Source organism: Gordonia paraffinivorans (assembly GCF_900683595.1).
In the GTDB taxonomy this organism is placed as follows: Bacteria; Actinomycetota; Actinomycetes; order Mycobacteriales; family Mycobacteriaceae; genus Gordonia; species Gordonia paraffinivorans.
This window is the reverse complement of sequence record NZ_CAACYD010000007.1, coordinates 371,901-395,465: the sequence shown is the minus strand read 5'-3', so window position 1 is coordinate 395,465 and position 23,565 is coordinate 371,901. Positions and strand designations below refer to the sequence as shown.

Here is a 23,565-nt window from a genome sequence, read left to right as displayed (position 1 = left end):
AAGGTCGGTGGACGTCAGAGCGAGCAGGGCAGCAGGACGAAGCTGGCGATAAGGCACACGCTCTTGTTCGACAGCTTCCACTTGTCACCCGTCCACACCCACGTCAGGGTGCGGTTCTGGCTGCCGCGTCCGACGACGCTGATCTGCAGCGGAGCCGACATGGTGTTGCCGCTGACCTGGACCGGGCCCACCATCTGGTAGCTGAACCCGACGTTGCCGTACTGGGTCAGCGCGGCCGACACGGCGTCGAGCTGGCGCAGCGCACGCTCGCCGCCCTCGAGCTCGGCGGCCCGCGCGGCACGGTTGCCGCGCGAGTTCATGATCGTCTTGACCTTGGTGTTCAGCTGTCCCGGGGTCAGCGCGGTCGGCGCAGCGGCAGCGGTCTGCTGCTGCGGGGTCGCTCCGGTCGCCGGTGCGACCGGAGCCGCCGGTGCGGGAGCCGCGGCGACACCCGGGGCACCGCCGGCCGCGCCACCGCTCTCCAGCACGACCTCACCGGCCGGTGCCGGGGCCGCCGCTGCCGGGGCACCGGCGGCCGGTGCCGGGGCAGCCGCCGGCTGCTGGCCGGCCGCAGCACCGGCGAGCGCCTGCTGCTGCGGGGTCTGCGCGGAACCGAGGTTCACGACGGTCGGCTGGGCCGACGAGTTGTTGTCGTTGTCGAGGGCCACCAGGCCGATCACACCGATGGTGACGACGATCGCCGAGATCACCGCCGCCACGCCTGCCGATGCCAGCACGGTGGGGATGCTGATCCCGCGCGAGCGCTTCACCGAGGCGGCGTCGGGTTCGTGGGGCTCGGCCACGTACCCCTCCGGGGCCTGGTAGTCGACATCGTTCTGCATGTGTTTCTCCGTGTGTTCTCTTGTATCGCGTATCCGGCCAGAGACCGGGACCGCCTTGTGTCGGCGCGAGCGTCCACATTCTTCATCGTCCCCGTTACCCGACCAGGTTCCTAGGCAAGCCTAAGCTCGCCCCGGTGTCAGGACGAAGGGAGGGCCTCGCTGAGCACCTCGCCGAACCTCGCCACGAACCGCTCCGCGTAGCCGGGCAGCGCCTCGGCATCGGTGACGACGCCGAAGGTCGTGGTGGTGCCGAGGATCAGCACGGTCACCGAGAACGAGTACCCCGCCAGCGGTGACAGCGGCGTCAGCGTCGAAATCGGTGTGCCCAACACCGAGCGCACCCGCGAGAAACCGGGGTTGATCCCGATGTGGACGTCGGGGTGCATGTGTGCCATCGAGGCGTTGACGATGGCCCGCTGCAGACCCCACAGCGGTGCGCGCGGCAGGTCATCGGCCGCGGCCAGATAGAGCTCTGGCCGCCGCTCGGCGATGGTCTTCAATTCACCGCGTGCCCGGTCGATCTGCCTGCCGAGATCGGTCTCGTAGCCCGGCAGGTTGAGCAGTGCGACCGACACCGCGTTGCCGGTGTGCCGGAACTCCTCGTCGAGCGTGACCGGGAGGGTGACGCGCAGGACGTCGGCCTGCGGCGAGGCCGGCGGGTCGATGCTGAGCGTGCGGCCGATCGCGCCGAGCACGAACTCGTGCACGCTGGCGTCGTTGGCCTTCGCCGCCTTGCGCAGCGTGCGCGTCGACGTACTGAACAGCGCATGCTCCCGGCGCCCCGACTTGGTCAGGCTCGGCCAGGCGCGTTTCTTGCCGCCGCCGGCCGCGTGCTGGTCGTTGAACGCGGCCTTGGCCTCCTTCAGCTTCTCCGGGTCGATGCCGCTGATCCGGAACCGCGGGCTCGTGGCGAATCGCTCGAACTCGGCGAGGTCCTCAGGTTCGCCGTCGGCGAGCAACGCCGCGAACGCCGCGCCGGCGATGCCGTCGGAGATGCTGTGATGCACCCGCAACAGCACCCACTGCCCGACGGCTTCCGCACCGGGCGTCGGCGTGAACAGCGTGATGTCCCAGAACGGGCGCGGCCGCGGCAGCGGGGACTCCAGCAGCGCCGACACACGTCGCTGCAGGTCAGCACGGTCGGAGACGGCGAACTCGGAGACATGCTCGCCCGGATCCCAGGACCCGTCGGCAAGCACGACCTCCGGCTTGCGCCACCGGCCGTTGCGGACGCCCATGCGGAAGATGTCGAACAGCCGCCCGCGATCGCGGACGCGGGCCCGCACCTCGTCGAGGCCGAGCAGACCGCCGGTCGTGTCGAGCTCCAGGATCATCGACCAGTGCATGGGGGCGCCGTCGGTGTCCATGTGCAGGTAGGTGTGATCCGGTGGTGCGAGCTCGGTCACGCGCGGGTCCGCCGGGGTGGTGACTGGGCTGTTCATGGTGTGAGACCGCCTGGGTTCTCGGCCGACGCTCAGTGCGTCGGGTTGCCGGTTACGGTGAAGAGCGCTTGGTAGCGCTCGTTGTCGGGCTTCATCGCCGCGGCGACGAGCTCCCACAGCACCTCGTCGGTGCCGCCGCCGACTCGTGCGAGTTTCATGTCGCGCCACCAGCGGCCGATCGGGGTGTGGGTCTCCAGGTAGCCGATGCCGCCGAAGATGTGCAAGCACTCCGCTGCGACCTCCTCACCGAGGTTCGCCGCGGACGCCTTGAGCGCGGCGGCCGTGCGCAGGTTGATCTTGCCCTCGGCGGCCACGCCGTCGAGCGCGTAGCGCAGGACGTCGACGCGCGACTGCAGGTCCGCGATGCGCAGACGGAGCGCCTGATGGTCGATGAGCTTCTTGCCGAACTGGGAACGGTCCATCATGCGGGCGACGGTGACCCCGAGCATGACGTCGCAGGCCGCGACGATCTGCGCAGGCACCGACAGGCGCTCATGGGCGAGTCCCCAGCTGATGACGGCCAGACCCGTTCCCGGGCGGGCGATGAGTGCCTCTTCCGGGATCCGGGCGTCGATGGTGATCGGCGCGGTGTCGAGCGGCCCGGCGCCCAGCTTCTGGTACGGCTCGCCGACCTCGACCTGTTCGATCGGGACCGCGGCCAGCGCGACGTTGCCGCCGGTCTCGAGGTCGTCGCCGACGCCGCGGCAGACGACGAACACGTAGTCGGCGATCGGCGAGAGCGAGACGAACTTCTTGGCGCCGACGACCCGGTAGCCGCCGTTCTCCGGGAAGATGCGGGTCTCGGAGTTCTGCAGGTCCGAACCGCCCTGCTCCTCCGATGCGGCGATGCACAGCACGGCGTCGGTGGCGATGGCCCGCTCCGCGAGGTCGGTGAGGAAGTCGTTGCGTCCGAAGCGGCGCAGGATGGCGATCGCCGAATCGTGCAGGCTGACACCGACGCCGATGGCCGCCGACCCCAGCGAGCCGAGGTGGCGGCCGAGGGCGAAGTGATCATGCAGATCCGTCTGCTTGCGACGCTCCCACTTGCGGGCGAAAACCCCTGCGGTACCGAGATGTTCGAGCAGCGGCCGGGGGAAGCGCTGGGTTTGTTCGGCCTGCTCGGTCCATGCGGTGACCTTCTCGTCGAAGGCCGCGTCGAGCAGTTCGGCGTATGTCTGAACTCCGTTGTCCACACTCATCGTTTCTCGCAGATCCCTTTCGCGCTGGTGAGAAGTACCGATCAGGCCGGGGTGCCGGCCTTCGCGCGGATCAGGTCCTCGAGGTCACCGACCGTCTTCGACTCGAAGAGCTCCTTCTCGGACAGCTTGACCCCGAGACGCTCCTCGATGGCCACCACACCGATGGCGAACGCCACCGAGTCCAGTCCGAGGTCGTCGATCAGCCTCGACTCGCGGGTGACGTCGCCCAGCGCGAGATCGAGATCCTCTTCGAGGATGCCGCGCAGGGCTTCGGTGATGTTGTCGGACATGTGGTGACTCCTGAATCTCTCTGTTTCGGTGGGGGCCTGTTCTCGCCGGTACGGCCTGGTCAGCGCGGGATCACATACGGCGCCACGCTGCCGAGCTTCTCGCACGTCTCCTCGAACTCGCGCTCGGGAGTCGACTGGGCGACGATGCCCGCTCCGGCGCGCAGCCAGGCGCGGCCGCCGGAGGAGAAGATGGTCCGCAGGGCGAGGGTCGCCTCGAGCTCACCGGTCGAAGACGCGGCGAGCACGGCACCCGAGTAGGGACCACGACGGGAGGATTCCAGCCGATCGATCGCCTCCACCGCCGGCGTCTTGGGGATCCCCGACGCGGTGATCGAGGGAAACACGACCTCGAGTGCGCGCCAGGGGTTCTCGTGATCGGCGAGCACACCCTTGACGGTCGAGGCGAGGTGCTGGACGCTGCCGCGTTCACGCACCTCCATGAACGGGCCGACCGCGGCGGTGCCGACAGCGGCAATGGTCGCGATCTCGTCGTAGCAGGCGCGCACCGACATTGCGTGCTCGGCGACTTCCTTGGCGTCACCGAGAAGTTCGGCACGGGCCGCCGCGTCCTTTTCCGGCGAGATGCCGAAAGCCCTTGTGCCCGCCAGCGGTTCGGCGACCACGGTGCGGTCGGCGTGCACGGCGACGACCAGTTCGGGGCTGAACCCGGCCGCGGAGAGATCGCCCAGTGAGTACAGGAACGAGCGCGCGGGGGTGTTGTCGGCGCGGCCGCGGGCATAGGTCGCGGGGATGTCGACGTCGAACGGGATGTCGACGGCACGGGAGAGGATAACCTTCTGGTAGCGGCCGTCGGCGATCTCGGCGATGGCGGTAGCGACGCGGCTGCGATAGTCGTCGGCGTCGTTGCGCACATGGACGGGCCTGGACTCGCCGGGACACTTTGCGGTGGAAGCGATTTCGAAAAGCCTACGAGCAGCCTCAGCGCCGGCGGTGCCGGTGTCGACGCCGCCCGCGTCGACGAAGGCCTCAAACTCGGGGACAATCAGGTGTGCCAGCACCGTGCCCTCCGGGACCCGGTCGAAGATGCCGTGATAGGGAGCACAGAAGTCGAATCCGACCCATCCGTAGATGTTCCAGTCATCCATCGACAGCGACGACGTCGCGGCGGCCAGCGCGTCGGCGGGATCGCCCGCCCAGGCCGTGACCGTGCGATCGCCCTGATCGTCGACGATCACCTCGTCGCGGGTGATCACGACTCGCGCCCGTACCCCGGCGGCGAAGATCCAGCGCCGGCCGCGTTCATACACGACGTGCTCCCCGAACTCTCCGGACGCGGCCCACGCCGCCGCGATACGCGCGGCGTCGGCGTCCGTGACCGTGGCCGTGGCCGCCGGTGCGGCCAGGGCGTCGAAACCGTCGACGCGCAGATCCGCCGCGCGCGTTTCGGTTGTCAGCGACATGTCCTCATCCTCCGGTCGTGGTGCGGGGCACCCGTGATCCCAGCGCAGTCCGCGCAATGTTAGGACAGCCTAAACAAACACCCGCTTGCCCGTCGATGGCGGGGCTCACATCACCCCCGATTAACCAGTAAGGTTACCCTATCCTGCCTGTGTTTGAATGGAACGCATGCCGACGCATCTCGATGACGTGACCGACCTGCTCGACGGGTTCACCCCGTATGCGGGCGCCCAGGCGAAGCGCTACCGCGAGGCCTCGCTGTTCCGGGACCTGCCGCTGTATGCGGGCCTCGACCTCACCGCCGAGCGAACCCCTGACGCCCCGGCCATCACCGACGCCTCGATCGACGGGCCGCGCACCCTCACCTACGCCGAGTTCCGCGACGCCACGCTGCGCCGCGCCGCCGGGTTCGTCGAGGCCGGACTCCGGCCGGGCCAGCGCGTCGTCCTGCAGCAGAACAACTCCCTCCAGTTCGCCCTCAACCTCGTCGGCCTGCTGCGCGCGGGCGTGGTTCCGGTGATGACCCTGCCCGCCCACCGGATCACCGAGATCGCCCATCTCGCAGTGGGTTCCGGGGCGATCGCGTACATCACCGAAGACGGCCGCCGCAGTTATGACTTCCGCGAGCTCGCCGCCGAACTGCAGTCCCGCGTGCCCACCGTCGAGCGGGTGTTCGTCTCCGGCGACCCCGGCCCGTACACGCCCGTCCCGGACGCCGACCCGGCCTCGGTGACACTGCCCCCGGCCCCCGATCCGGAACTCCCCGCGCTGTTCCTCATCTCTGGCGGCACCACCGGCCTGCCGAAGCTGATCGCGCGCACCCACAACGACTACGACCTCAACGCCCGTCTGTCGGCACAGGTGGCGAAACTGACCGCCGGCGACACCTACCTGGTGTCGCTGCCCGCGGCACACAACTTCCCGCTGTGCTGCCCGGGCATCCTGGGCACCTTCAGCGTGGGCGGGCACGTGGTCTTCACCGACAACCCGAGCCCCGACAACACGTTCGGCCTCATCGAGCGTCACCACGTCACGGTGACCGCGCTGGTCCCCGCGCTCGCGCAGCTGTGGTGCGCGGCGACCGAGTGGGAACCCGCCGATGTGAGCTCGCTTCGCCTGCTGCAGGTCGGCGGCGCCAAGCTCGCCCAGCCCGACGCGGTCGCCCTCGACGAGGCGCTCGGCGACGTCGTCCAGCAGGTGTTCGGCATGGCCGAAGGGCTCGTCTGCTACACGCGCCCCGACGAGCCCCGCGACCTGATCCACGAGGTGCAGGGCTCACCGATGTCGGAGTTCGACGAAGTGCGCGTCGTCGACGAGGACGGCAACGACGTGCCCGACGGCACGGAAGGCGAGCTCCTCGTCCGCGGGCCGTACACGATCCGTGGCTACTACCGCGCCGACGCCCACAACGAGAAGTCCTTCACCCCCGACGGGTTCTACCGCTCCGGCGACAAGGTCACCCGGCTGCCGTCCGGGCACCTCGCGGTGACCGGGCGCATCAAGGACACCATCGTCCGTGCCGGCGAGAACGTGGCCGCCGACGACGTCGAGGAGAACCTCCTGGCGCACGCGTCGATCCGGCAGGTCGCCGTCGTCGGGCTCCCCGACGAGGCACTCGGCGAGAAGATCTGCGCCGCAGTGGTTCTCTCACACGAACATCCGCCGGCAACGCCTCTCGAACTGGCCGAGCTGCGGACCTTCCTGCGCGACCGCGGTCTCGCGGCGTTCAAGCTGCCCGACGACGTGCGCGTCGTGTCGACGCTTCCGGTCACCGCGGTGGGCAAGATCGACAAGAAGGTGCTGCGCGAGCAGCTGGTCTAGAACCGGGTGGGCAGGGCGTGTGAGGCGGTACGCCCTGCCCACCGAAGTGCATCGCACGTGTCTGCACCGGCATCCGATTCGAACGCCGTCTCAGACAGCTCGCGCACCGTCGGCGCTCTACACACTGATGGCCATGTCGACGCCGACGATCCCGGCCACGTCAGTCACCGTCGAACAGCCCGGAGAGCAACCGGGCCTCGAGTCAGCGGTGGTCCGCCTCGTCGAGGCGCACCACACCGACCCGTCGACCGCGCACATCTCGTTCACTTCCGCGACCCCGGACACCGCGGTCACGGCGGCCGTCCTCTGGCCGGGTGAGGCGCCGTTGCTCGCCGAGGTCGCGGCACTCTTCGAACGCTTCGGCCTGCGCGTCGCCGACCGCGAGACACTTCCGAACCCGCCGGGTGTCACAGCCGGATCAGCGCTGCACCGCTTCGTCTTCGCCGTTCCGGACTCGACACACGCACATCCGTTGCCGCTGGTGGCGGATGCATTCGAGGCGAACACGCGCCACGGCTTCGAGATCGACGACTTCGCGAGCCTGATCCTGCGGGCCGGCCTTACCTGGCGCGAGGTCACGCTGGTGCGCGCGGCGAGCCGCTTCCGCACGTCAGGCCGGGCTCGGACTTTCCGAGACCTACGTGATCGACGCGCTGCGCCGGCACCCCGCCTTCCTGCGCGCGCTGGCCGCCCACTTCAACGCCCGGTTCGATCCTGGCGTCTCCGACCGCGGAGTCGCGGAGACCACGGCGCGCACACGGTTGGCCGAGGAGGTCGACGCCGCGCAGACGCTGGACGAAGGCCGCATCCTGCGCGCACTCGCCTCGTTCGTGGCGGCGTGCGTCCGCACCAACTGCTTCCAGCGCGCAGACGACGGTTCGTACAAGCGACACGCATCGTTCAAGCTCGACTCCGCGAGGCTGACCCTGCGCGGCCCGGTCGGTCCCCGTCGCGAGATCTACGTGCACTCCGCCGACGTCGAGGGCATCCACGCCCGGAGCGGTGACGTGGCACGTGGCAGGCTTCGGTTCTCCAGCCGGCCCGAGGACTACCGTACCGAGGTGCTGGGCCTGATGAAGACCCAGATGGTGAAGAACTCACCCATCGTGCCCCGGGGGTGCGGAAGATGCCTTCGTGCGCAAGAATCCACGCATCTCCGTCGACAACGCTTACGCGACCTTCGTGTCCGGGATGCTGGATCTCGTCGACAACCTTGTCGACGGTCACGTGGTCGAACCCGCCGACACCGTTCGCCACGACGAGCATGACACCTACCTCGTCGTCGCCGCGGACAAGGGCACCGCGTCCCTCTCCGATCTCTCCAATTCGATTGCATTACGACGCGGATTGGCTGGGCGACGCGTTCGCCTCGGGCGGCTCATTGGGCTATGACCACAAGGCGATGGGCATCACGGCCCGGGGCGTGTGGGTGTCGGTCCACCGGCACCTGGAGACGGTCGGGATCGACGCAGAGTCAGACCCCTGCACCGCAGTCGGCATCGGCGACATGTCCGGGGACGTGTTCGGCAACGGGCTGCTCCTGTTGCTGCGGTCGGCGGAGTCGTCGCCCGCCCGACCTGCGGTCACACGGGCGCGAGTTCGACGATGCCGGGGTGCCGGTCCAGGTAGTGCTTGGTGAACGAGCACACCGGGCGCAACCGGGCGTTCTGCTCGCGGGCGTACTGGATGATCGTGCGCGTCAGGCGCGTGCCGAGCCCGTGCCCGCTGTACTCGTCGTAGAGCACGGTGTGCAGGACGGTGATGGTCTTGTGGCCGTCGACGATGTCGGTCGAGTACCCGAGCACGCCGACCAGGTCACCGGCGACCCACAGTTCGAAGCGTTCCCGGGCCGGGTTGTGTACCACCTGCGCGATCTGCTGCAGGATCGATTGTGCAGACTGCGGCGGCCGTTGCCGGAACTTGCGTCGCACCTGCGCCTCCTTCTGGTCACGTTCGCGCGGGTCACACCCCCGCGGGCCGGGAGATTCCGCCGCTGCTCGACGACCGGCCCGTGTGACTCCGGTCACACCCTACCTTACGGAACCGTAACTGCCGAGGGGCGAAATGTCCGGGAGGCGGCTGACGTACGTCCCGGGCCGGATGTAAGGTTGCGGGCGCACCACAACCACATAACGCGGGGGCTCTCACGATCACCGAGGGCTGAGATGGCGACAGGCGGTCGCCGACCGCTCGAACCTGTCCGGGTAATGCCGGCGTAGGGAGACCATCATGGGAACACGTGTATCCACCGCACCCACGAATTCGAGGCTGACGACAGGCCCGATCGAGGGGAGCTCCAAGCAGTACCTCGACGTGGGCCATCTGCGCGTCCCGGTGCGGCGCATCCACCTGACCAACGGCGAGCACCTCGACGTCTACGACACGTCGGGGCCGTACACCGACCCCGCCGCCGATATCGACGTGGAACGCGGTCTGCCGCGGGTGCGGGACTCGTGGACCCGGCCCGAACCGGTGGCCGGGGCGAGCACCCAGTTGGCCTGGGCTCGTGCGGGAATCGTCACCGACGAGATGCGTTTCATCGCCGCCAGGGAGGGCGTCGACGAGGAACTGGTGCGGTCCGAGGTGGCTGCCGGCCGGGCGGTGATCCCGGCCAATCACCGTCACCCCGAGTCCGAACCGATGATCATCGGCAAGCGGTTCGCGGTGAAGATCAACGCGAACATCGGCAATTCGGCGGTCCGCAGCTCGATCGCCGACGAGGTCGAGAAGATGGTGTGGGCCACCCGCTGGGGCGCCGACACCATCATGGACCTGTCCACCGGCGCCGACATCCACACCACACGCGAGTGGATTCTCCGCAACTCGCCGGTGCCCGTCGGCACCGTGCCGATCTATCAGGCCCTGGAGAAGGTCGACGGCGATCCGACGGCGCTGACCTGGGAGATCTACCGGGACACCGTGATCGAGCAGGCCGAGCAGGGCGTCGACTACATGACCGTGCACGCCGGGGTCCTGTTGCGTTACATCCCGCTGACCGCGCGACGGGTGACCGGGATCGTGTCCCGCGGCGGGTCGATCATGGCCGCCTGGTGCCTCGCACACCACCGGGAGTCGTTCCTGTACACGCACTTCGAGGAACTGTGCGAGATCTTCCGCCGCTACGACATCACCTTCTCACTGGGCGACGGCCTCCGGCCGGGGTCGATCGCCGACGCGAACGACGAGGCCCAGTTCGCCGAGCTGCGCACCCTCGGCGAGTTGACCCGGATCGCGAGATCCCGGGACGTGCAGGTGATGATCGAGGGGCCGGGCCATGTCCCGATGCACAAGATCGCCGAGAACGTGCGCCTCGAGGAGGAGCTCTGCGACGGGGCGCCGTTCTACACCCTCGGCCCGCTCGCCACCGACATCGCGCCCGCCTACGACCACATCACCTCCGCCATCGGTGCGGCGATGATCGCGCAGGCCGGGACCGCGATGCTCTGCTACGTGACGCCGAAAGAGCATCTCGGCCTGCCGAACCGCGACGACGTCAAGGTCGGTGTCATCACCTACAAGATCGCCGCGCACGCGGCCGATCTCGCCAAAGGCCACCCGCGCGCACAGGAACGCGACGACGCGCTGAGCAGGGCGCGCTTCGAGTTCCGCTGGGTCGACCAGTTCAACCTTTCGCTCGACCCGGACACCGCCCGTGAATACCACGACGAGACGCTGCCGGCGGAACCGGCGAAGACCGCCCACTTCTGTTCGATGTGCGGGCCGAAATTCTGCTCGATGCGGATCTCGGCGGACGTCCGCGCCTACGCCGAGGAGAACGGCCTGGCCACCGCCGAGGACATCGAACGGACGATGGCCGAGGGCATGGCGTCGAAATCCGCCGAGTTCGCCCGCGCGGGGAAGCGGGTGTACGTTCCGCTCGAGCCCGTCACCGGCGCGGGGGACCCGGCATGACCGGTGCGCGCGTCGAACTCCTCCCCGTCGCCCCCGAGGGGACGACGCCGGTCGGGGTGATGACCGTCGCCGGCTCGGATTCCGGCGGCGGTGCGGGCATCCAGGCCGACCTGCGCACCTTTGCCCTGCTCGGGCTGCACGGGTGTGTCGCCGTCACCGCGGTGACGGTGCAGAACTCGCTCGGGGTCAGTGGTTTCCAGGAGATCGAGCCCGACACCGTGGCGGCCCAGATCCGCTGCGTCGCCGACGACATCGGCATCGGGGCGGTCAAGACCGGCATGCTGGCGTCGGCACCCATCATCGACGCGGTCGCCGCCCAGTGTCGCGCGAGCGGGATCGGGCGAGACGCTGCCGTCCCGCTGGTGGTCGATCCGGTGTGCGCGTCGATGCACGGCAACCAGCTCCTCGCCGACTCCGCCCTGGACACGTTGCGCGACAATCTCTTCCCGCTCGCCACGGTGGTGACCCCCAACCTCGACGAGGTGCGTCTGATCACCGGGATCGACGTGGTCGACGCCGCCACGCAGCGCGACGCGGCGAAAGCGCTTCACGACCTCGGCCCGTCGTGGGCTCTGGTGAAGGGCGGTCATCTCCGGTCCAGCGACGAGTCGCCGGACCTGCTCTACGACGGTTCGGAGTTCGTCGAGCTCACCCACGAGCGCATCGACACCCCGCACGACCACGGTGCCGGCGACACACTCGCCGCGGCGATCACCTGTGCGCTGGCGCACGGGTACACGGTGCCGGATGCGGTGGCCTTCGCCAAGGCGTGGGTCACCCGCGGCCTCGCCGCGGCGTACCCGCTCGGTGCCGGGCACGGCCCGGTGAATCCGCTGTGGCGGGTGGGCGACTGCGGTTGAGGCACACCGCCGGCCGGGCCCGGGCACGCGTGGAACCGCCCCCTACTTCTCCCACCCGATGTCCTCGATCGGACCGACGTAGAACTGTCCGGCGCCGTAGTTCGCGAGGCCCTGCTTCACCGCGACCATCGACGGCCCGTTGAAGAGCGGCAGGTTCGAGTACTGCGCGAACGCCTCGCGTTCGAGCCGGTTGCCGACCTCGATCTGCTCGGCCGGGTCGCCGATCCTCGCCATCGCGGCGATCTTCGCGTCGAGCTCGGGTGATCCCGCCCCGGCGGGATTGAGCTGCGAGCCGCTGCACCACACCTGGCAGAAGTAGGCCATGCCGAAGGGGTCGCTCGAGGAGAACCCCATCATGAAGACGTCGAACTCCTTGTTGATGACGATCTGGGAGAAGTCGGCAGAGGGGCGTTGCCGCACGACGAGCTCGATCCCGACCTGCTCGAGGATCGCCTGGAGTGCCCGCGAGAGGTTCTGCCCGGTGACGTCGTCTCCGGTGTTCGGCATCTCCAGGGACAGGCGCGTGCCGCCCTTGCGCCGGATGCCGTCGTCTCCCCGAGCCCACCCGGCCCTCTCGAGCAGTGCCTCCGCCCTGGCCCGGTCGTGGGTCAGCACGGCGGCCAGGTTGTCGGAGTAGCCGGGCTGGAACGGGTACAGCGACAACGATCCCGGCAGTTCCTCGGTGTAGTTCAGGCCGGTGAAGCGGATGCGGGCGAGAGTCTCGCGGTCGATGGCCGACAGCACCGCCTCCCGCACCGTCCGGTCGGCGAGGATCGGCGAGTCGAGATTGAGCACCAGCAGCGCCATCTGCGGCGACGCCGCGGTGCGGATGTCGATGTCGTTCATCGTGAGCACCCGCGCGCGGGCGTCCTTGGCGGCCACGCCGGTCGCGTCGAGCTCGCCGTTCTGGAAGGCGTTGAGCGCCGCCTGGGTCTCCATCTGCCGGAACACCCGACGGTCGAGCTTGCCGGGCTTGCCCCACCATTTCGGGTTGCGCTCAAAGACCACGGTCCCGTTCCCCGGGTCGTACGACGCGATCGTGTACGGCCCGGCACCCCACTCCGGGTGCGGCGTGCGGATGTATCCCTCGTTGAAGACGTCGGGATCGGCCGCCTTCGGATGGAGCACGACGTTGAACAGCCCCTCCGGCCAGGCGTAGACGCCGTCGAACCGGACGATCACCTCGCGGTCGTCGGCGCCGCGCGTCACCGAGGCGATCTGCCGGTAGCCGTCGGTGGAGCTCACGATGTAGCGGTCGTCGAGTCCGCGGTTGATGCGCCAGGTCTCGACAAACGCGCGGTGGTCGATGGGCGTGCCGTCGTTGAAATGGGCCTTCGGATTCAGCCGGTAGGTGACGACGGTGTCGCCGTCGACGGTGTCCTTGCGCACGTCGGTGACGTAGTCCGGGTTCGGCGAGTACTCGCCATCCGGCGAGAAGTACGCGAGCACCGGGTTATACCAGCGCCACAGCGCGAGTGTGTAGGCCGAGCCGTCGGCGTGGAAGGTGTTCCACTGCGCGGAGACCTCGGCGATCGCGGTGGTGAGACTGCCGCCGTCCCTCAGGTTCTCGCGGGGCTGGAGATTGAGGGACGCCCCCTCGGTCGACACCGCACCGGTGTCCACTGCCGCGCCGCATCCGGTCGCCGCCGCCATCGACACCAGGACCGCGACGATCAGACACCACCAGCGCCTCACCGCTCCACCTCCAGGAAGTGGCACGCCGCACGGTGATCGGGCGACGGTGCCGTCCCGGCGGCGTCGGACCCGATCGCCGGGCGCAACAGGGGGCCGCTCGTCCGGCAGCGTTCGCGGCGCGCCTCGTCGAGACGGGCGTGGAGCGGGCAACGGCCGGCGAAGGCGCATCCGACGATCTCCCTGGTGGCACTCGGCTGTTCGCCGTGCAGGATGATCGGTCGCCGCTCGCGTTCGACCCGTGGATCGGGCACGGGCACCGCCGACAGCAACGCCCGCGTGTAGGGATGTGCCGGAGCGGCGAACACGGCGTCGGCGGCGCCGATCTCCACGATCGATCCCAGGTACATCACCGCGACCCGGTCGGCCATGTGCCGCACCACCGAGAGATCGTGCGCCACGACGAGATACGCGACGTCGAAGTCGGTCTGGAGCCGACGGATCAGGTTGACGATCTCGGCCTGCACCGAGACGTCGAGTGCCGACAACGGCTCGTCGAGGACGATCAGGTCGGGCTCGGTGGCCAGCGCACGAGCGATGGCCAGTCGCTGGCGCTGGCCTCCGGAGAAGGCGGAGGGGAACCGGTCGGCGTGGACGGGATCGAGTCCGACGCGGCGCATCAGCGCGTCGACCCTGATCTCGGTGTCCGGCTTCGGAACCCCCAGTGCGCGCAACGGTTCGGCGATGAGATCGAACGCGGTGAATCTCGGGTCGAGCGCATCGGCCGGGTCCTGGAAGACGATGGACACCTTGCGGCGCAGCGCCTTCGCCTCCCGCCGCGGCACCGCCGCCGGATCGACGCCGCCGATGCGCACCACGCCCGGAGGCTGGGCGAAATCCATGATCTCCAACAGCGTCGTCGACTTGCCGCTGCCGGACTCGCCGACGAGCGCGAGGGTTTCGCCGAGCCGGATGTCGAAGTCGATGCCGTTGACCGCGCGGACCTCGCCGACCCGGCGTCGGAGGAGACCGCTCGTGAGCGGGAAGACCTTGGTCAGGCCGGCCACCTCGAGCACCGGGGGTCGACTGTCCCGGTCCGGCGCCGGCGACCGTGGGAGGGTCTCGGCGGCACCGAAGACCGGTTCGTCCCCGATCCGCCCGTCGGCGCCGATCTCCCCCGCCCGGATGCAGGCTGCCCGGTGCGCCGGCGAGCCGGCACCGGGCGCACCGACCTCGATGAGCCGCGGCTCGGTCCGCCGGCAATCGTCGACGGCCACGGGACACCGTGGCGCGAACTGGCATTCGTCGCCGATGCCGAGGAGGGCCGGCGGCGAACCCGGGATCGGGATCAGGGCATCGGTGCGCCGGTCCACCCGCGGAACCGCGCCGAGCAGGCCGATCGTGTACGGCATGCGCGGACGCTCGAACAGGGTGTCCACGTCGGAGGTCTCGACGGCGCGGCCGGCGTACATCACGACGACGTCGTCGGCGTGGCCGGCCACCACCCCGAGATCGTGGGTGATCAGCAGCATCGCCGCGCCGGTCTCGCGCCGGGCGGCGTCGAGCAGGTCGAGGATCTGCGCCTGGATGGTCACGTCGAGAGCCGTCGTCGGTTCGTCGGCGACGATGACCGCCGGATCGTTCGCGATGGCCATCGCGATCATCACGCGCTGCCGCATGCCGCCGGACAACTCGTGCGGGAACGCTCTGGCACGACGCTGCGGGTCGCCGATGCCGACGAGATCGAGGAGCTCGACCGCCCGCGTCCACGCCTGCCGCGCCGACATCGACCGGTGCGCGCGCAACGCCTCGGTGATCTGGGCCCCGACGGTGAACACCGGGGTCAGCGAGGACAGCGGATCCTGGAAGACCATCGCGATCTCCGCACCCCGGATCGCCGACATCTCCTTGTCGGAGAGGCCGGTCAGTTCCCGGCCACGTAGCGCGACCGAACCCTCGACCCGGGCCCGGTCCGGGAGCAGGCCCAGGACGGCCAGGGCGGAAACCGACTTGCCCGAACCCGACTCGCCGACGAGCGCGGTGGTCCGGCCCGGCGTCAGATCGAGGTCGAGGCCGCGGACCGCGTGGATCGTGCCCGCCTCGCTGGGGAAATCCACGCGCAGGTGGCGGACCTGCAGCACCTGCGCGGCGGTCGCGGCGTCGGCCGCCCGGGTCGCGGTCATCGGTCCGCCCCGCCCGAGGTCGGGTCGAAGGCGTCGCGCAGCCCGTCCGCGACGAGCGCCAACGAGACCGTGAGGAGAGACAACGCCGCGGCCGGGAACCAGAACAACCACGGCGACGCCGCGAGGGTGCCCGCACCCGCCTGCAGGAGCGAGCCCAGGGTGACGTCGGGGATCGTGACGCCGAACCCCAGGAACGACAGGCCCGTCTCGGTCAGGACCGTGGCGACGATCCCCAGCGCGAAGTTGATCACCAGCAGGGAGGCGATGTTGGGCAGGATGTGCCGGACGATGATCACCGGCGCCGAGACCCCCATGTACCGCGCGGCGGTCACGTACGACCGTTCCCGGACCGTCAGCGCCAGCGAGTGGATCACACGGGCGAGCATCATCCAGCCGAAGGCGATCAGCACGACGATCAGCCAGCGCCAGTCACCGCCGGTGCTGGTGGAGACCAGGGCGAGGATGAGGAACGTCGGCACGACGAGGAGCAGATAGACCACGCCGAGCACGATGCGCTGCACCCACCCGCCGAAGTAGGCCGCGAACCCGCCGAGGAGCGCGGCGATCAGGGTGGTGCCCACCGACACGGCGACCGCGATCGTCAGCGACCGCCGGAGCCCGTGCACCACCTGGGCGTACAGGTCGTTGCCGGCGTCGTCGGTGCCGAACCAGTGGGTGCCGTCGGAGCCCGCCGATCCGGGCGGGAAGCCGATCGCCAGGAAGTCGACGTCGGTGTAGGAGTAGGCGGTGAACAGGCCGCCGAACACCGCGAAGGCCACGAGCAGGCCGAAGATGCCGAGGCCGAACAGCGCAGGGCGGTTGCGCGCGTAGCGTTTCGCGAGGATCGCCGTGCGTCCCCGTCGGCGCCGGGTGAGCGGGGCCGCGGTGGCGTCGGTCTCCCGGAGGAGACCTCCGGTCTCGCCCATCAGCGGGGCGGTCGCGTCGCGGTGCCCCGACTCCGGGCCGCGGGGTTCCGGCGGGATCATCGTCATCTCATCTCACCCGCACTCTCGGGTCGAGCCAGACCACCGCGAGATCGGCGAGGATCGCGCCGACGGCCGTCGCGAGGGCGCCGAAGGCGGCGACCGCCACCACGCCGTGGATGTCGTTGGTGGTGATCGACGTGACGAAGTACCGGCCCATGCCCTCCCACCCGAAGATCGTCTCGGTGAGGACCGCGCCGGTGAACACGGCCGGGATGGCGAAGGCGATGCCCACCGCGACCGGGATGATGGCCGTGCGCAGGGCGTGCCGCCGGACCGCGACGCCACGGGTCAGCCCCTTGGCGCGGGCGGTGCGGACGTAGTCGGCGTTGATCGTGTCGAGGACCAGCGAGCGCTGGAGCAGGTGCAGGCCCGCGTACTGGATCACCACGAGGGTGATCGTGGGCAGGATGAGGTGCTGGATGCGGTCGGCGACGACCGGCCAGAATCCCTCGACCCCGACGCTCGACGCGCCGGACACGTAGACCACGGTGTGGCCGAGGGTCTGGTTGAGCGAGATGGCCGCCAGAACGATGCCGAGGCCGACGACCGGCACCGGCAGGTTGATCATCGCGATCGAGATGAACTGCCACGTGCGGTCGGCGAGCCGGTACTGGCGGAGGGCGGTGTAGACGCCCAGGGCGATGCCGAGGACCGTGGAGATGATCGTCGCGGCGGCGAGGAGCTGCACCGAGGAGATCAGGCGGAAGCCGATCTCGGCGTTGACGCTCTCACCGACCGGTGTCGACCCCCAATCCCAGTGCAACAGCACCCCGGTCAGCCAGTTCCACCAACGCTCGACCAGCGGGGTCTTGTCGTTGAGGTTGTACTTGCCCAGGGTGGCGTCGACGACGCTCTCCGGCAACGGGGGCCGGCGGATCGCGTAGTTGGATCGGGGGTCGAGGAACCAACTGGCCAGGAAATACGTCAGATTCGTCGCGATGACGACGAGGACGGCCCACGCAGCGATGCGCTTGCACAGGTATCCGATCACCGCGGCTCCAGGTCAGTGGGTCGGTCCGGTCTGCTCGGTCCTCTCGGAACCGGCCGCGTTGCGACTCACGCGGTCTTGAGGGCCTCGGCCTTGAGTCGTTCGAACTCCTCCGGGGTGATGGCGCCGGAGTCGAGAAGCGCCTTCGCCTCGGCGATCTGCTGCGTGGGCGAGGTCCCCGCGACCGACTTGATGTACTCGTCGGAGGCGGCCTTGGCCTGCGCGTAGGCCTCACGCTGACGCTCGGCCATCCCCTTGCCCTTGACGAGCAGGTACACGATGGCGGTGAGGTACGGGAAGATGATCAGGAAGATCACCCAGACGGCCTTCTGCCAGCCCGACGCGGCCTTGTCACGGAACAGGTCGGTGATGATGTGCCACAGGACGATCAGGTACGCGACGAAGGCGAAGATGACGACGGTGTACCAGATGAAATCCCAGAACGAATCCCACATCTGGAGTCTCCTTCACTTGGGTAAAGGGACCACGCCAGATGGCCCCCGGACGGATAAGAGCATGTCACAGCCGTACACACGGGGCGCGCGATCAGGCGGAAACAACCGGGAAGACTCTTAACACGTCCGACGCCCCGTACCGTCGAGCCACGTCGGCCCGTCTCCCCGAATGACACAGATCGTCCGTTCATGACACGATTCGCACCGTGCCGGCCGGACCGCGGACGGCACGACAGACGAGAGAGACGAGATGGAATCGCAGACCGCCGCAGCCGAACTCGGAACTGCCGAGCTCGAACTCGGCCTCGACACGTTCGGTGACGTCACCGCCGAGGCCGACGGCACCCTCATCTCCGGGGCCCAGACCCTGAGAAACCTGCTCGAGCAGGCCGTTCTCGCCGACGAGGTGGGCGTCGACTTCCTCGGTGTGGGCGAGCACCACCGCCCCGACTACGCGGTCTCGGCGCCGGAGGTGGTGCTCGGCGCCGTGGCCGCGCGGACGAGCCGGATGCGTCTCGGGTCGGCGGTGACCGTGTTGAGCTCCGACGACCCGATCCGCGTCTTCCAGCGGTTCTCCACGGTCGACGCGTTGTCGTCGGGACGTGCGGAGGTGATCCTGGGCCGCGGCTCCTTCACCGAGTCGTTCCCGCTGTTCGGCTTCGACCTCGCCGACTACGAGGAACTCTTCGACGACAAGCTCTCGCTGTTCGCGCAGCTGCGCACGGGCCGTCCGGTCACCTGGTCGGGCTCGACACGCGGCCCGCTGCGGGATCAGCGCGTGTTCCCGGAGCTGGAGAACCCGCCGCTGCCCACCTGGATCGCGGTCGGCGGCAGCCCCGAATCCGTGGTCCGGGCCGCGTCTTACGGACTCCCTCTCATGCTGGCCATCATCGGCGGCGATCCGGTCCGCTTCCGCCCCTTCGTCGACCTGTATCACCGCGCGCTGTCGGAGATCGGCAGGGACGCACTCCCCGTGGGCGTCCACTGTCCGGGCCATGTCGCCGACACCGACGAGCAGGCCCGTGAGGAGTTGTGGCCGCACTACCGGGAGTACGTCGGCCGGATCGGCGGCGAACGCGGCTGGCCGCCGCCGAGCAGGTTCGACTTCGAGCGGTCGACCGGTCCCGGCGGAGCGCTGTTCGTCGGCTCGCCGGAGACGGTCGCCCGCAAGATCGCGTCGACGTCGAAGGCGTTGGGGCTGAGCCGTTTCGACATGAAGTACTCGCACGGCACGCTCGGCCACGCTCAGCTGATGCGGAGCATCGAGTTGTACGGCACGCAGGTCATCCCGCGCGTCCGGGAGCTGCTCGCGGACGGCTGAATCGAGCTCGTCAGCGTCGCCCGAGCGTCAGTGCGAAGTCCCCGAAGTCGTCCGTCCAGGTGGACACGACGCCGAACCCGGACTCCTCCAACTCCTTTCGAAGGGAGTCGGGATCGAACTTGGTGCTGATCTCGGTGTGGATCTCGGCCCCGGCCGGCAGCCGCCAGGACCGGCCCAGCACCGCGAAGTAGGCCTCGATGTCCCGCCGTGCGCGCAACCACATCTCGATCCGGTGCTCGCGCGGATTCCACCGGGCGATGTGCTCGAAGTCGTCGGCGTAGAGTCCGCGGGCATCGAGTCCGGTGCGCAGCACCTCGATCATGTTGCGGTTGAAATCCGCGGTGACCCCGGCGGCGTCGTCGTAGGCGGCGACGAGCCGGCCCGTGTCCTTGACGAGGTCGGTGCCGAGCAGGAACCAGTCGCCCGGCGACAGCGAGCCGGCGAGCCGCCGGTAGAACTCTGCGCGGGCGTCGGCGTCGAAGTTCCCGATGGTGCCGCCGAGGAACACCGCCAGGCGCGGGCCGTCCGCGTCGGGAAGGGTCAGGTCGGGTTCGGTGAAGTCGGCGACCACCGGCACCACCTCGATGCCCGGATAGTCCTGCGACAGCGCCTCCGCGCTGGCCGTGAGGACCTCGGTGCTGACGTCGACGGGTACGTAGGTGAACCGTCGTCCCGGTGCGGCCGGGTCGGTGAACGCGTCGAGCAGGAGCCTGGTCTTGGTCGAGGTGCCCGAGCCGAGTTCCACCATCACCTGCGCCTCGGTGACCTCGGCGATCTCGGCGGCCCGCGCGCGCAGGATCGCGGTCTCGCGGCGGGTCGGGTAGTACTCGGGCAGGCGGGTGATCTCGTCGAAGAGCCTGCTGCCGCGCTCGTCGTACAGCCACTTGGTCGGGAGGCGGGGCGGGTCCTGCCACAACCCTGAGAGGGCGTCTGCGGCAAGGCCGTTCACCTCGCGCGTGTCCGCCCGCCCTGGGCCGGTCGTGGTCATCGGGCGAGTCGCAGTCCGGCGAAGACCCACCGCGACGCGGCCGGGAAGAAGTTGCGATAGGTGATGCGTTCGTGCCCGGCCGGGGTGATCGCGCTCGCGCCACGCAGGACGTGCTGGTCGCTCATGAACTTCCCGTTGTACTCGCCGACCGCGCCGTTGGCGGGGACGAAGCCCGGATACGGCAGGTAGGCGCTCGCGGTCCATTCCCACACGTCCCCCACCATCCCGGAGGTCACGCGGCCGGGATGACATCGGTCGGGGTCGAGCAACTGGCCGCGCGCGTCACCGAGGGTGCCGGCCGCGACCTCCCACTCGAACTCGGTGGGCAGGCGGGCGCCTGCCCACTTCGCATACGCGTCCGCCTCGTAGAAGGACACGTGCACCACCGGTTCGTCGGGAACGACGGGACGGCGGCCGGACAGGGTGAACGTGGTCCAGGTGCCGTCGTCCTCCTTATGCCAGTAACCCGGCGCCTCCCAACCGGTTTCCTTGATCTTCGCCCAGCCGTCGGACAGCCAGAACTCGTGGCGGCGGTAGCCGCCGTCGGCCATGAACTCCAGCCAGTCGGCATTCGTGACCAGCCGGTCGGAGATCTCGAAGTCCTCGAGGAACACCCGATGACGCGGTCCCTCGTTGTCGTAGGAGAAACCGCTGCCGACCGCACCGATCTCGTGGACGCCGCCGGAGAAGCCGCGCCACCCCATCGGCCGCGGCCGGCCCGGGACGTCGGGCTCTCGATCGACGTAGACCGGACCGAAGGCGTGGATCGAGAACAGGTGCTTGATGTCCATGAGCAGCAATTCCTGGTGCTGCTGCTCGTGATTGCACCCCAGTTCCACCAGAGCGAGGGCGGCGTCGTCGAGCCGACCGGCCTGCAGCGCCTCGACCATCGCGGCGTCGACGTGTTCCCGATACCGGGTGATGTCGCGGACGCCGGGACGGGTCACCAGCCCGCGGTCGGGGCGCGGATGCCGTTCTCCCACTGCCTCGTAGTAGCTGTTGAACAGGTAGCGGAAGGTCTCGTCGTAGACGACGTAGTCGGGGTCGGCGCGGAGGACGAACTCCTCGAAGAACCAGGTCACGTGCGCCCGATGCCATTTCGCGGGACTCGCCTCGGTCATCGACTGCGGCGTCTGGTCCTCGGGTGAGAGGCGTTCGGCGAGATGATCGGTCAGCGCACGCACCTCGAGGTACCGCCGGACGGGATCGGCGCCTGACTGCTTCTCGGGGCGGACGGCGGACTCGGTGATGCTCACTGGATTACCTCCCGTGGCAAGGTGCGGAGGGTGCGGCGGCGTGACTCCGCATCCATCGTCACGGGGGCATCCCGTCCTGTCAACGATGATCCCCCGCGCAACCGACCGTCGGCGTCCCCGGACGGCCGGGTGGGAGCGCTACTCCTCGTCGTCGATGTAGTGCACGGCCGCCTCCTCCGCGGAGGCGCCGGCGCCGTCGATGCCCGCGTCGTCGGCGATCGCCTCGGACTCGGTGTCGATGCCCGAGCCGAGATCGGGCGCGATGAGCCGGCCGGCACGCCGGACGCCGACCTCGTCGTCGGTGGCGAACTCCTCGTCGTAGTCGGAATCGTGCGCGCGCCAATCTGTTCGGGCACGCTCCTCGGCGGTGATCTCGTCCAGCGGATCGGCCGCGCCGACGTCGGGTTCCTCCTCGGAGAGACGTTCGTCGAGCGTCTCCCCCTCACGCTGTTCGCGGGCGGTCAGCCCGCGGGTCGCGCCCTTGGGCGGGTAGTCCGGCGGCGAGTACCCCTCGTCGAGCACGTCGTCTATGCCGCGATCGATCAGCGTGTCCTCGGGTTGGAGCTGATCGTCCTCGTCGAGGCTGTACTCGCCGTCGGTGCCTTCCGGGGTGCTGCCGATGTCGTCTTTCATGCATGTCACGATGCCAGCCTCCACCGGCGTGTGCCAGAGGCCCGACGACCCGATCCGGCGCAAGGATGCGACATGACCACCGGGTTGTCCCAGTTCGGTCAAATCGCACGTGAGGGCCGGTCCGGTGGACGACAATGCGAAAGATGATCGAGGAACTACAGGCCGAGGCCGACGCCCTCTACGCGGCGGGCGAATACGATCACGCGCTCGCGTCGTACTCCGTGCTCCGCGAGGTCCGGGCACGGCGCGAGGGCCCCTACTCGATCAGGTACCTCTCCAACCTCCACGACTGCGTCCGCTGCATGTCACACCTGAACCTGTGGCTCGACGCCAACTACCTGTGCAGCGAGCTGCACAGCAAGTACGTGCGCACCCACGGTCGCGGCGAGGCCGACACCGTCGACGTGGCCAAGCACTGGGCGTGGGCGCTCGTGCACCTCGAGGACTATCCGCCCGCGGTCCGGCTGTACCTGCTGACCGCCGACGCCGTCTGGGACGACGACCCCGCACAGGCGCACCGACTCCTCGGCGCGGCCGTCGCGCACCGCCACGGCCTCGACCCGGTGGAGATCATCTCGCCGGGACTGATCGACGGCGTGGGACTGCGCCACGCCGACGAGGAGCGCGAGCTGATCACGCGGCTCGTCGACGAACTCGGCGACACCGAGGAGGCGAGCGCCGCCGCGACCATCGACGGCCTCGCCCTGGTCTGACGACACACCCACCCTTAGTGGACAGAACCACCCGCTGTTCGGCCGGTGATCCTGTCCACAAAGGGTGGGTCTGCGTGGGGGATCAGACCACGTCGGTGCGTCGGCGTCGGCGGACCAGGTAGCTGTCCGCCGCGACACGACCGTTGGAGGTGAACCCGACCGCGAGCAGGCCGGCGATCAGTGCGAGCGGCCACTCGTACCCGCCGTCGAGGTTCCAGAACCCCGCGTCGGCGTGCACGAACACGATCGCGCCGATCATGTCCGCGATGAGGAGGACCGCGACGAGCGGCAGCAGGAGGCCGATGATCAGCATGATGCCGCCGATCAGCTCGACCCAGGTGGCGTAGTAGGCGGCGAACTCCGGGAACGGCACGTCCATCCCCGCCGGGCCGAATGCCGCCTTGGTCGCGTCCATGCCGTTGGTGACGAGCTTCTGCCAACCGTGCGCGATGAAGATGATGCCCAGTATCAGTCGCGCGAGAAATTGCGCCAGACTTCCGATCATGCCGTTCTCCTCGCATCGTCGGGCAGGCGGCGGATCCCCGCCGCCGGGTACTCTCTCAGTGTCTGCGACGACACCTTCTCGCCGCGGGTGATACGCCGAAATCGAGACATCGCCGCCCAA

General features: G+C 69.2%; 22 protein-coding genes, 2 pseudogenes and 1 riboswitch. Of the genes and pseudogenes, 9 read left to right on the top strand and 15 right to left on the bottom strand.

Annotation, left to right across the window (positions count from 1 at the left end; genetic code table 11):
• Positions 1-14: 14 nt before the first annotated feature.
• The 5 genes from E1P53_RS14765 to E1P53_RS14745 all read right to left on the bottom strand — a co-directional run bounded on the left by E1P53_RS14765 (position 15) and on the right by E1P53_RS14745 (position 5,194).
• Positions 15-842, bottom strand: a complete 828-nt coding sequence (locus E1P53_RS14765; protein WP_006902110.1) for an MTB12 C-terminal domain-containing protein — start codon at positions 840-842, stop codon at positions 15-17.
• Positions 843-979: 137 nt separating this feature from the next.
• Positions 980-2,284, bottom strand: coding sequence for a wax ester/triacylglycerol synthase domain-containing protein (locus E1P53_RS14760; protein WP_006902112.1), 1,305 nt, complete (start codon positions 2,282-2,284; stop codon positions 980-982).
• 32 nt (positions 2,285-2,316) lie between these two features.
• Complete coding sequence (locus tag E1P53_RS14755) at positions 2,317-3,483, bottom strand: acyl-CoA dehydrogenase family protein (protein ID WP_006902113.1); 1,167 nt, start codon at positions 3,481-3,483, stop codon at positions 2,317-2,319.
• Between the two features lie 41 nt (positions 3,484-3,524).
• The gene (locus E1P53_RS14750) at positions 3,525-3,836 is read right to left on the bottom strand and encodes an acyl carrier protein (RefSeq protein WP_371831015.1); all 312 of its coding nucleotides are present in this window, start codon (positions 3,834-3,836) and stop codon (positions 3,525-3,527) included.
• Positions 3,833-5,194 carry a salicylate synthase gene (locus E1P53_RS14745; protein WP_131734754.1) on the bottom strand — a complete coding sequence of 454 codons (1,362 nt, stop codon included), beginning with the start codon at positions 5,192-5,194 and terminating at the stop codon, positions 3,833-3,835. Before E1P53_RS14745 ends, E1P53_RS14750 begins: the two co-directional genes overlap by 4 nt.
• A 166-nt stretch (positions 5,195-5,360) precedes the next feature.
• On the opposite strand from E1P53_RS14745, the gene E1P53_RS14740 reads away from it, so the two are divergent.
• The 5 genes and pseudogenes from E1P53_RS14740 (at position 5,361) to E1P53_RS20950 (ending at position 8,652) form a co-directional block, all read left to right on the top strand.
• Positions 5,361-7,013 (top strand): (2,3-dihydroxybenzoyl)adenylate synthase, encoded by a 1,653-nt coding sequence (locus tag E1P53_RS14740; RefSeq protein WP_131734753.1) that lies wholly within the window; start codon positions 5,361-5,363, stop codon positions 7,011-7,013.
• A gap of 127 nt (positions 7,014-7,140) precedes the next feature.
• Positions 7,141-7,605: pseudogene (locus E1P53_RS20960) on the top strand (hypothetical protein); the annotation flags it as partial.
• 49 nt (positions 7,606-7,654) lie between these two features.
• Positions 7,655-8,080 (top strand): annotated as a pseudogene (locus E1P53_RS20955) (NAD-glutamate dehydrogenase domain-containing protein); the annotation flags it as partial.
• A 67-nt stretch (positions 8,081-8,147) separates the two neighbouring features.
• Complete coding sequence (locus tag E1P53_RS20835) at positions 8,148-8,405, top strand: NAD-glutamate dehydrogenase domain-containing protein (RefSeq protein ID WP_230824086.1); 258 nt, start codon at positions 8,148-8,150, stop codon at positions 8,403-8,405.
• Positions 8,406-8,415: 10 nt separating this feature from the next.
• Positions 8,416-8,652 carry an NAD-glutamate dehydrogenase domain-containing protein gene (locus E1P53_RS20950; RefSeq protein ID WP_255218666.1) on the top strand — a complete coding sequence of 79 codons (237 nt, stop codon included), beginning with the start codon at positions 8,416-8,418 and terminating at the stop codon, positions 8,650-8,652.
• Here E1P53_RS20950 and E1P53_RS14730 read toward each other — a convergent pair.
• Complete coding sequence (locus E1P53_RS14730; protein ID WP_006902117.1) at positions 8,597-8,944, bottom strand: GNAT family N-acetyltransferase; 348 nt, start codon at positions 8,942-8,944, stop codon at positions 8,597-8,599. The genes E1P53_RS20950 and E1P53_RS14730 overlap by 56 nt on opposite strands.
• Positions 8,945-9,137: 193 nt before the next feature.
• Positions 9,138-9,253: riboswitch (TPP riboswitch) on the top strand.
• Between E1P53_RS14730 and thiC the strand changes: the two genes are divergently transcribed.
• Both thiC and thiD read left to right on the top strand, forming a co-directional pair.
• A complete protein-coding gene (gene thiC, locus E1P53_RS14725) occupies positions 9,243-10,925 on the top strand; it encodes a phosphomethylpyrimidine synthase ThiC (protein ID WP_131734752.1) in 1,683 nt (560 codons plus the stop codon). It overlaps the preceding riboswitch by 11 nt.
• Complete coding sequence (gene thiD, locus E1P53_RS14720) at positions 10,922-11,785, top strand: bifunctional hydroxymethylpyrimidine kinase/phosphomethylpyrimidine kinase (RefSeq protein ID WP_131734751.1); 864 nt, start codon at positions 10,922-10,924, stop codon at positions 11,783-11,785. Before thiC ends, thiD begins: the two co-directional genes overlap by 4 nt.
• Before the next feature lie 42 nt (positions 11,786-11,827).
• Here the strand turns inward: thiD and E1P53_RS14715 are convergent, their stop codons facing one another.
• The 5 genes from E1P53_RS14715 to E1P53_RS14695 all read right to left on the bottom strand — a co-directional run bounded on the left by E1P53_RS14715 (position 11,828) and on the right by E1P53_RS14695 (position 18,029).
• The gene (locus tag E1P53_RS14715) at positions 11,828-13,438 is read right to left on the bottom strand and encodes an ABC transporter family substrate-binding protein (protein WP_269076075.1); all 1,611 of its coding nucleotides are present in this window, start codon (positions 13,436-13,438) and stop codon (positions 11,828-11,830) included.
• 38 nt (positions 13,439-13,476) lie between these two features.
• Positions 13,477-15,600, bottom strand: coding sequence for a dipeptide ABC transporter ATP-binding protein (locus E1P53_RS14710; RefSeq protein WP_131734749.1), 2,124 nt, complete (start codon positions 15,598-15,600; stop codon positions 13,477-13,479).
• On the bottom strand, positions 15,597-16,592 hold the full coding sequence (locus tag E1P53_RS14705) for an ABC transporter permease (protein WP_131734748.1): 996 nt from the start codon (positions 16,590-16,592) through the stop codon (positions 15,597-15,599). Before E1P53_RS14705 ends, E1P53_RS14710 begins: the two co-directional genes overlap by 4 nt.
• Position 16,593: 1 nt before the next feature.
• Positions 16,594-17,577, bottom strand: a complete 984-nt coding sequence (locus E1P53_RS14700; protein ID WP_131734747.1) for an ABC transporter permease — start codon at positions 17,575-17,577, stop codon at positions 16,594-16,596.
• A 65-nt stretch (positions 17,578-17,642) separates the two neighbouring features.
• On the bottom strand, positions 17,643-18,029 hold the full coding sequence (locus E1P53_RS14695; protein ID WP_109239162.1) for an SHOCT domain-containing protein: 387 nt from the start codon (positions 18,027-18,029) through the stop codon (positions 17,643-17,645).
• A 250-nt stretch (positions 18,030-18,279) separates the two neighbouring features.
• On the opposite strand from E1P53_RS14695, the gene E1P53_RS14690 reads away from it, so the two are divergent.
• On the top strand, positions 18,280-19,350 hold the full coding sequence (locus E1P53_RS14690; RefSeq protein ID WP_109239163.1) for an LLM class flavin-dependent oxidoreductase: 1,071 nt from the start codon (positions 18,280-18,282) through the stop codon (positions 19,348-19,350).
• A gap of 10 nt (positions 19,351-19,360) precedes the next feature.
• Here E1P53_RS14690 and egtD read toward each other — a convergent pair whose 3' ends face one another.
• From egtD to E1P53_RS14675, 3 genes are all read right to left on the bottom strand, one after another.
• The gene (egtD, locus tag E1P53_RS14685; RefSeq protein WP_131734746.1) at positions 19,361-20,338 is read right to left on the bottom strand and encodes an L-histidine N(alpha)-methyltransferase; all 978 of its coding nucleotides are present in this window, start codon (positions 20,336-20,338) and stop codon (positions 19,361-19,363) included.
• Entirely contained in the window at positions 20,335-21,594 is a 1,260-nt protein-coding gene (gene egtB, locus E1P53_RS14680; RefSeq protein WP_131734745.1) for an ergothioneine biosynthesis protein EgtB, read from the bottom strand. Before egtB ends, egtD begins: the two co-directional genes overlap by 4 nt.
• Positions 21,595-21,732: 138 nt before the next feature.
• Positions 21,733-22,227, bottom strand: coding sequence for a DUF5709 domain-containing protein (locus tag E1P53_RS14675; RefSeq protein ID WP_040527459.1), 495 nt, complete (start codon positions 22,225-22,227; stop codon positions 21,733-21,735).
• A 143-nt stretch (positions 22,228-22,370) separates the two neighbouring features.
• Between E1P53_RS14675 and E1P53_RS14670 the strand changes: the two genes are divergently transcribed.
• Positions 22,371-22,940: a hypothetical protein gene (locus E1P53_RS14670; RefSeq protein WP_040527460.1), complete on the top strand. Its 570-nt coding sequence runs from the start codon at positions 22,371-22,373 to the stop codon at positions 22,938-22,940.
• Between the two features lie 82 nt (positions 22,941-23,022).
• Here E1P53_RS14670 and E1P53_RS14665 read toward each other — a convergent pair whose 3' ends face one another.
• The gene (locus E1P53_RS14665; protein WP_006902130.1) at positions 23,023-23,445 is read right to left on the bottom strand and encodes a DoxX family protein; all 423 of its coding nucleotides are present in this window, start codon (positions 23,443-23,445) and stop codon (positions 23,023-23,025) included.
• Between the last annotated feature and the right edge of the window lie 120 nt (positions 23,446-23,565).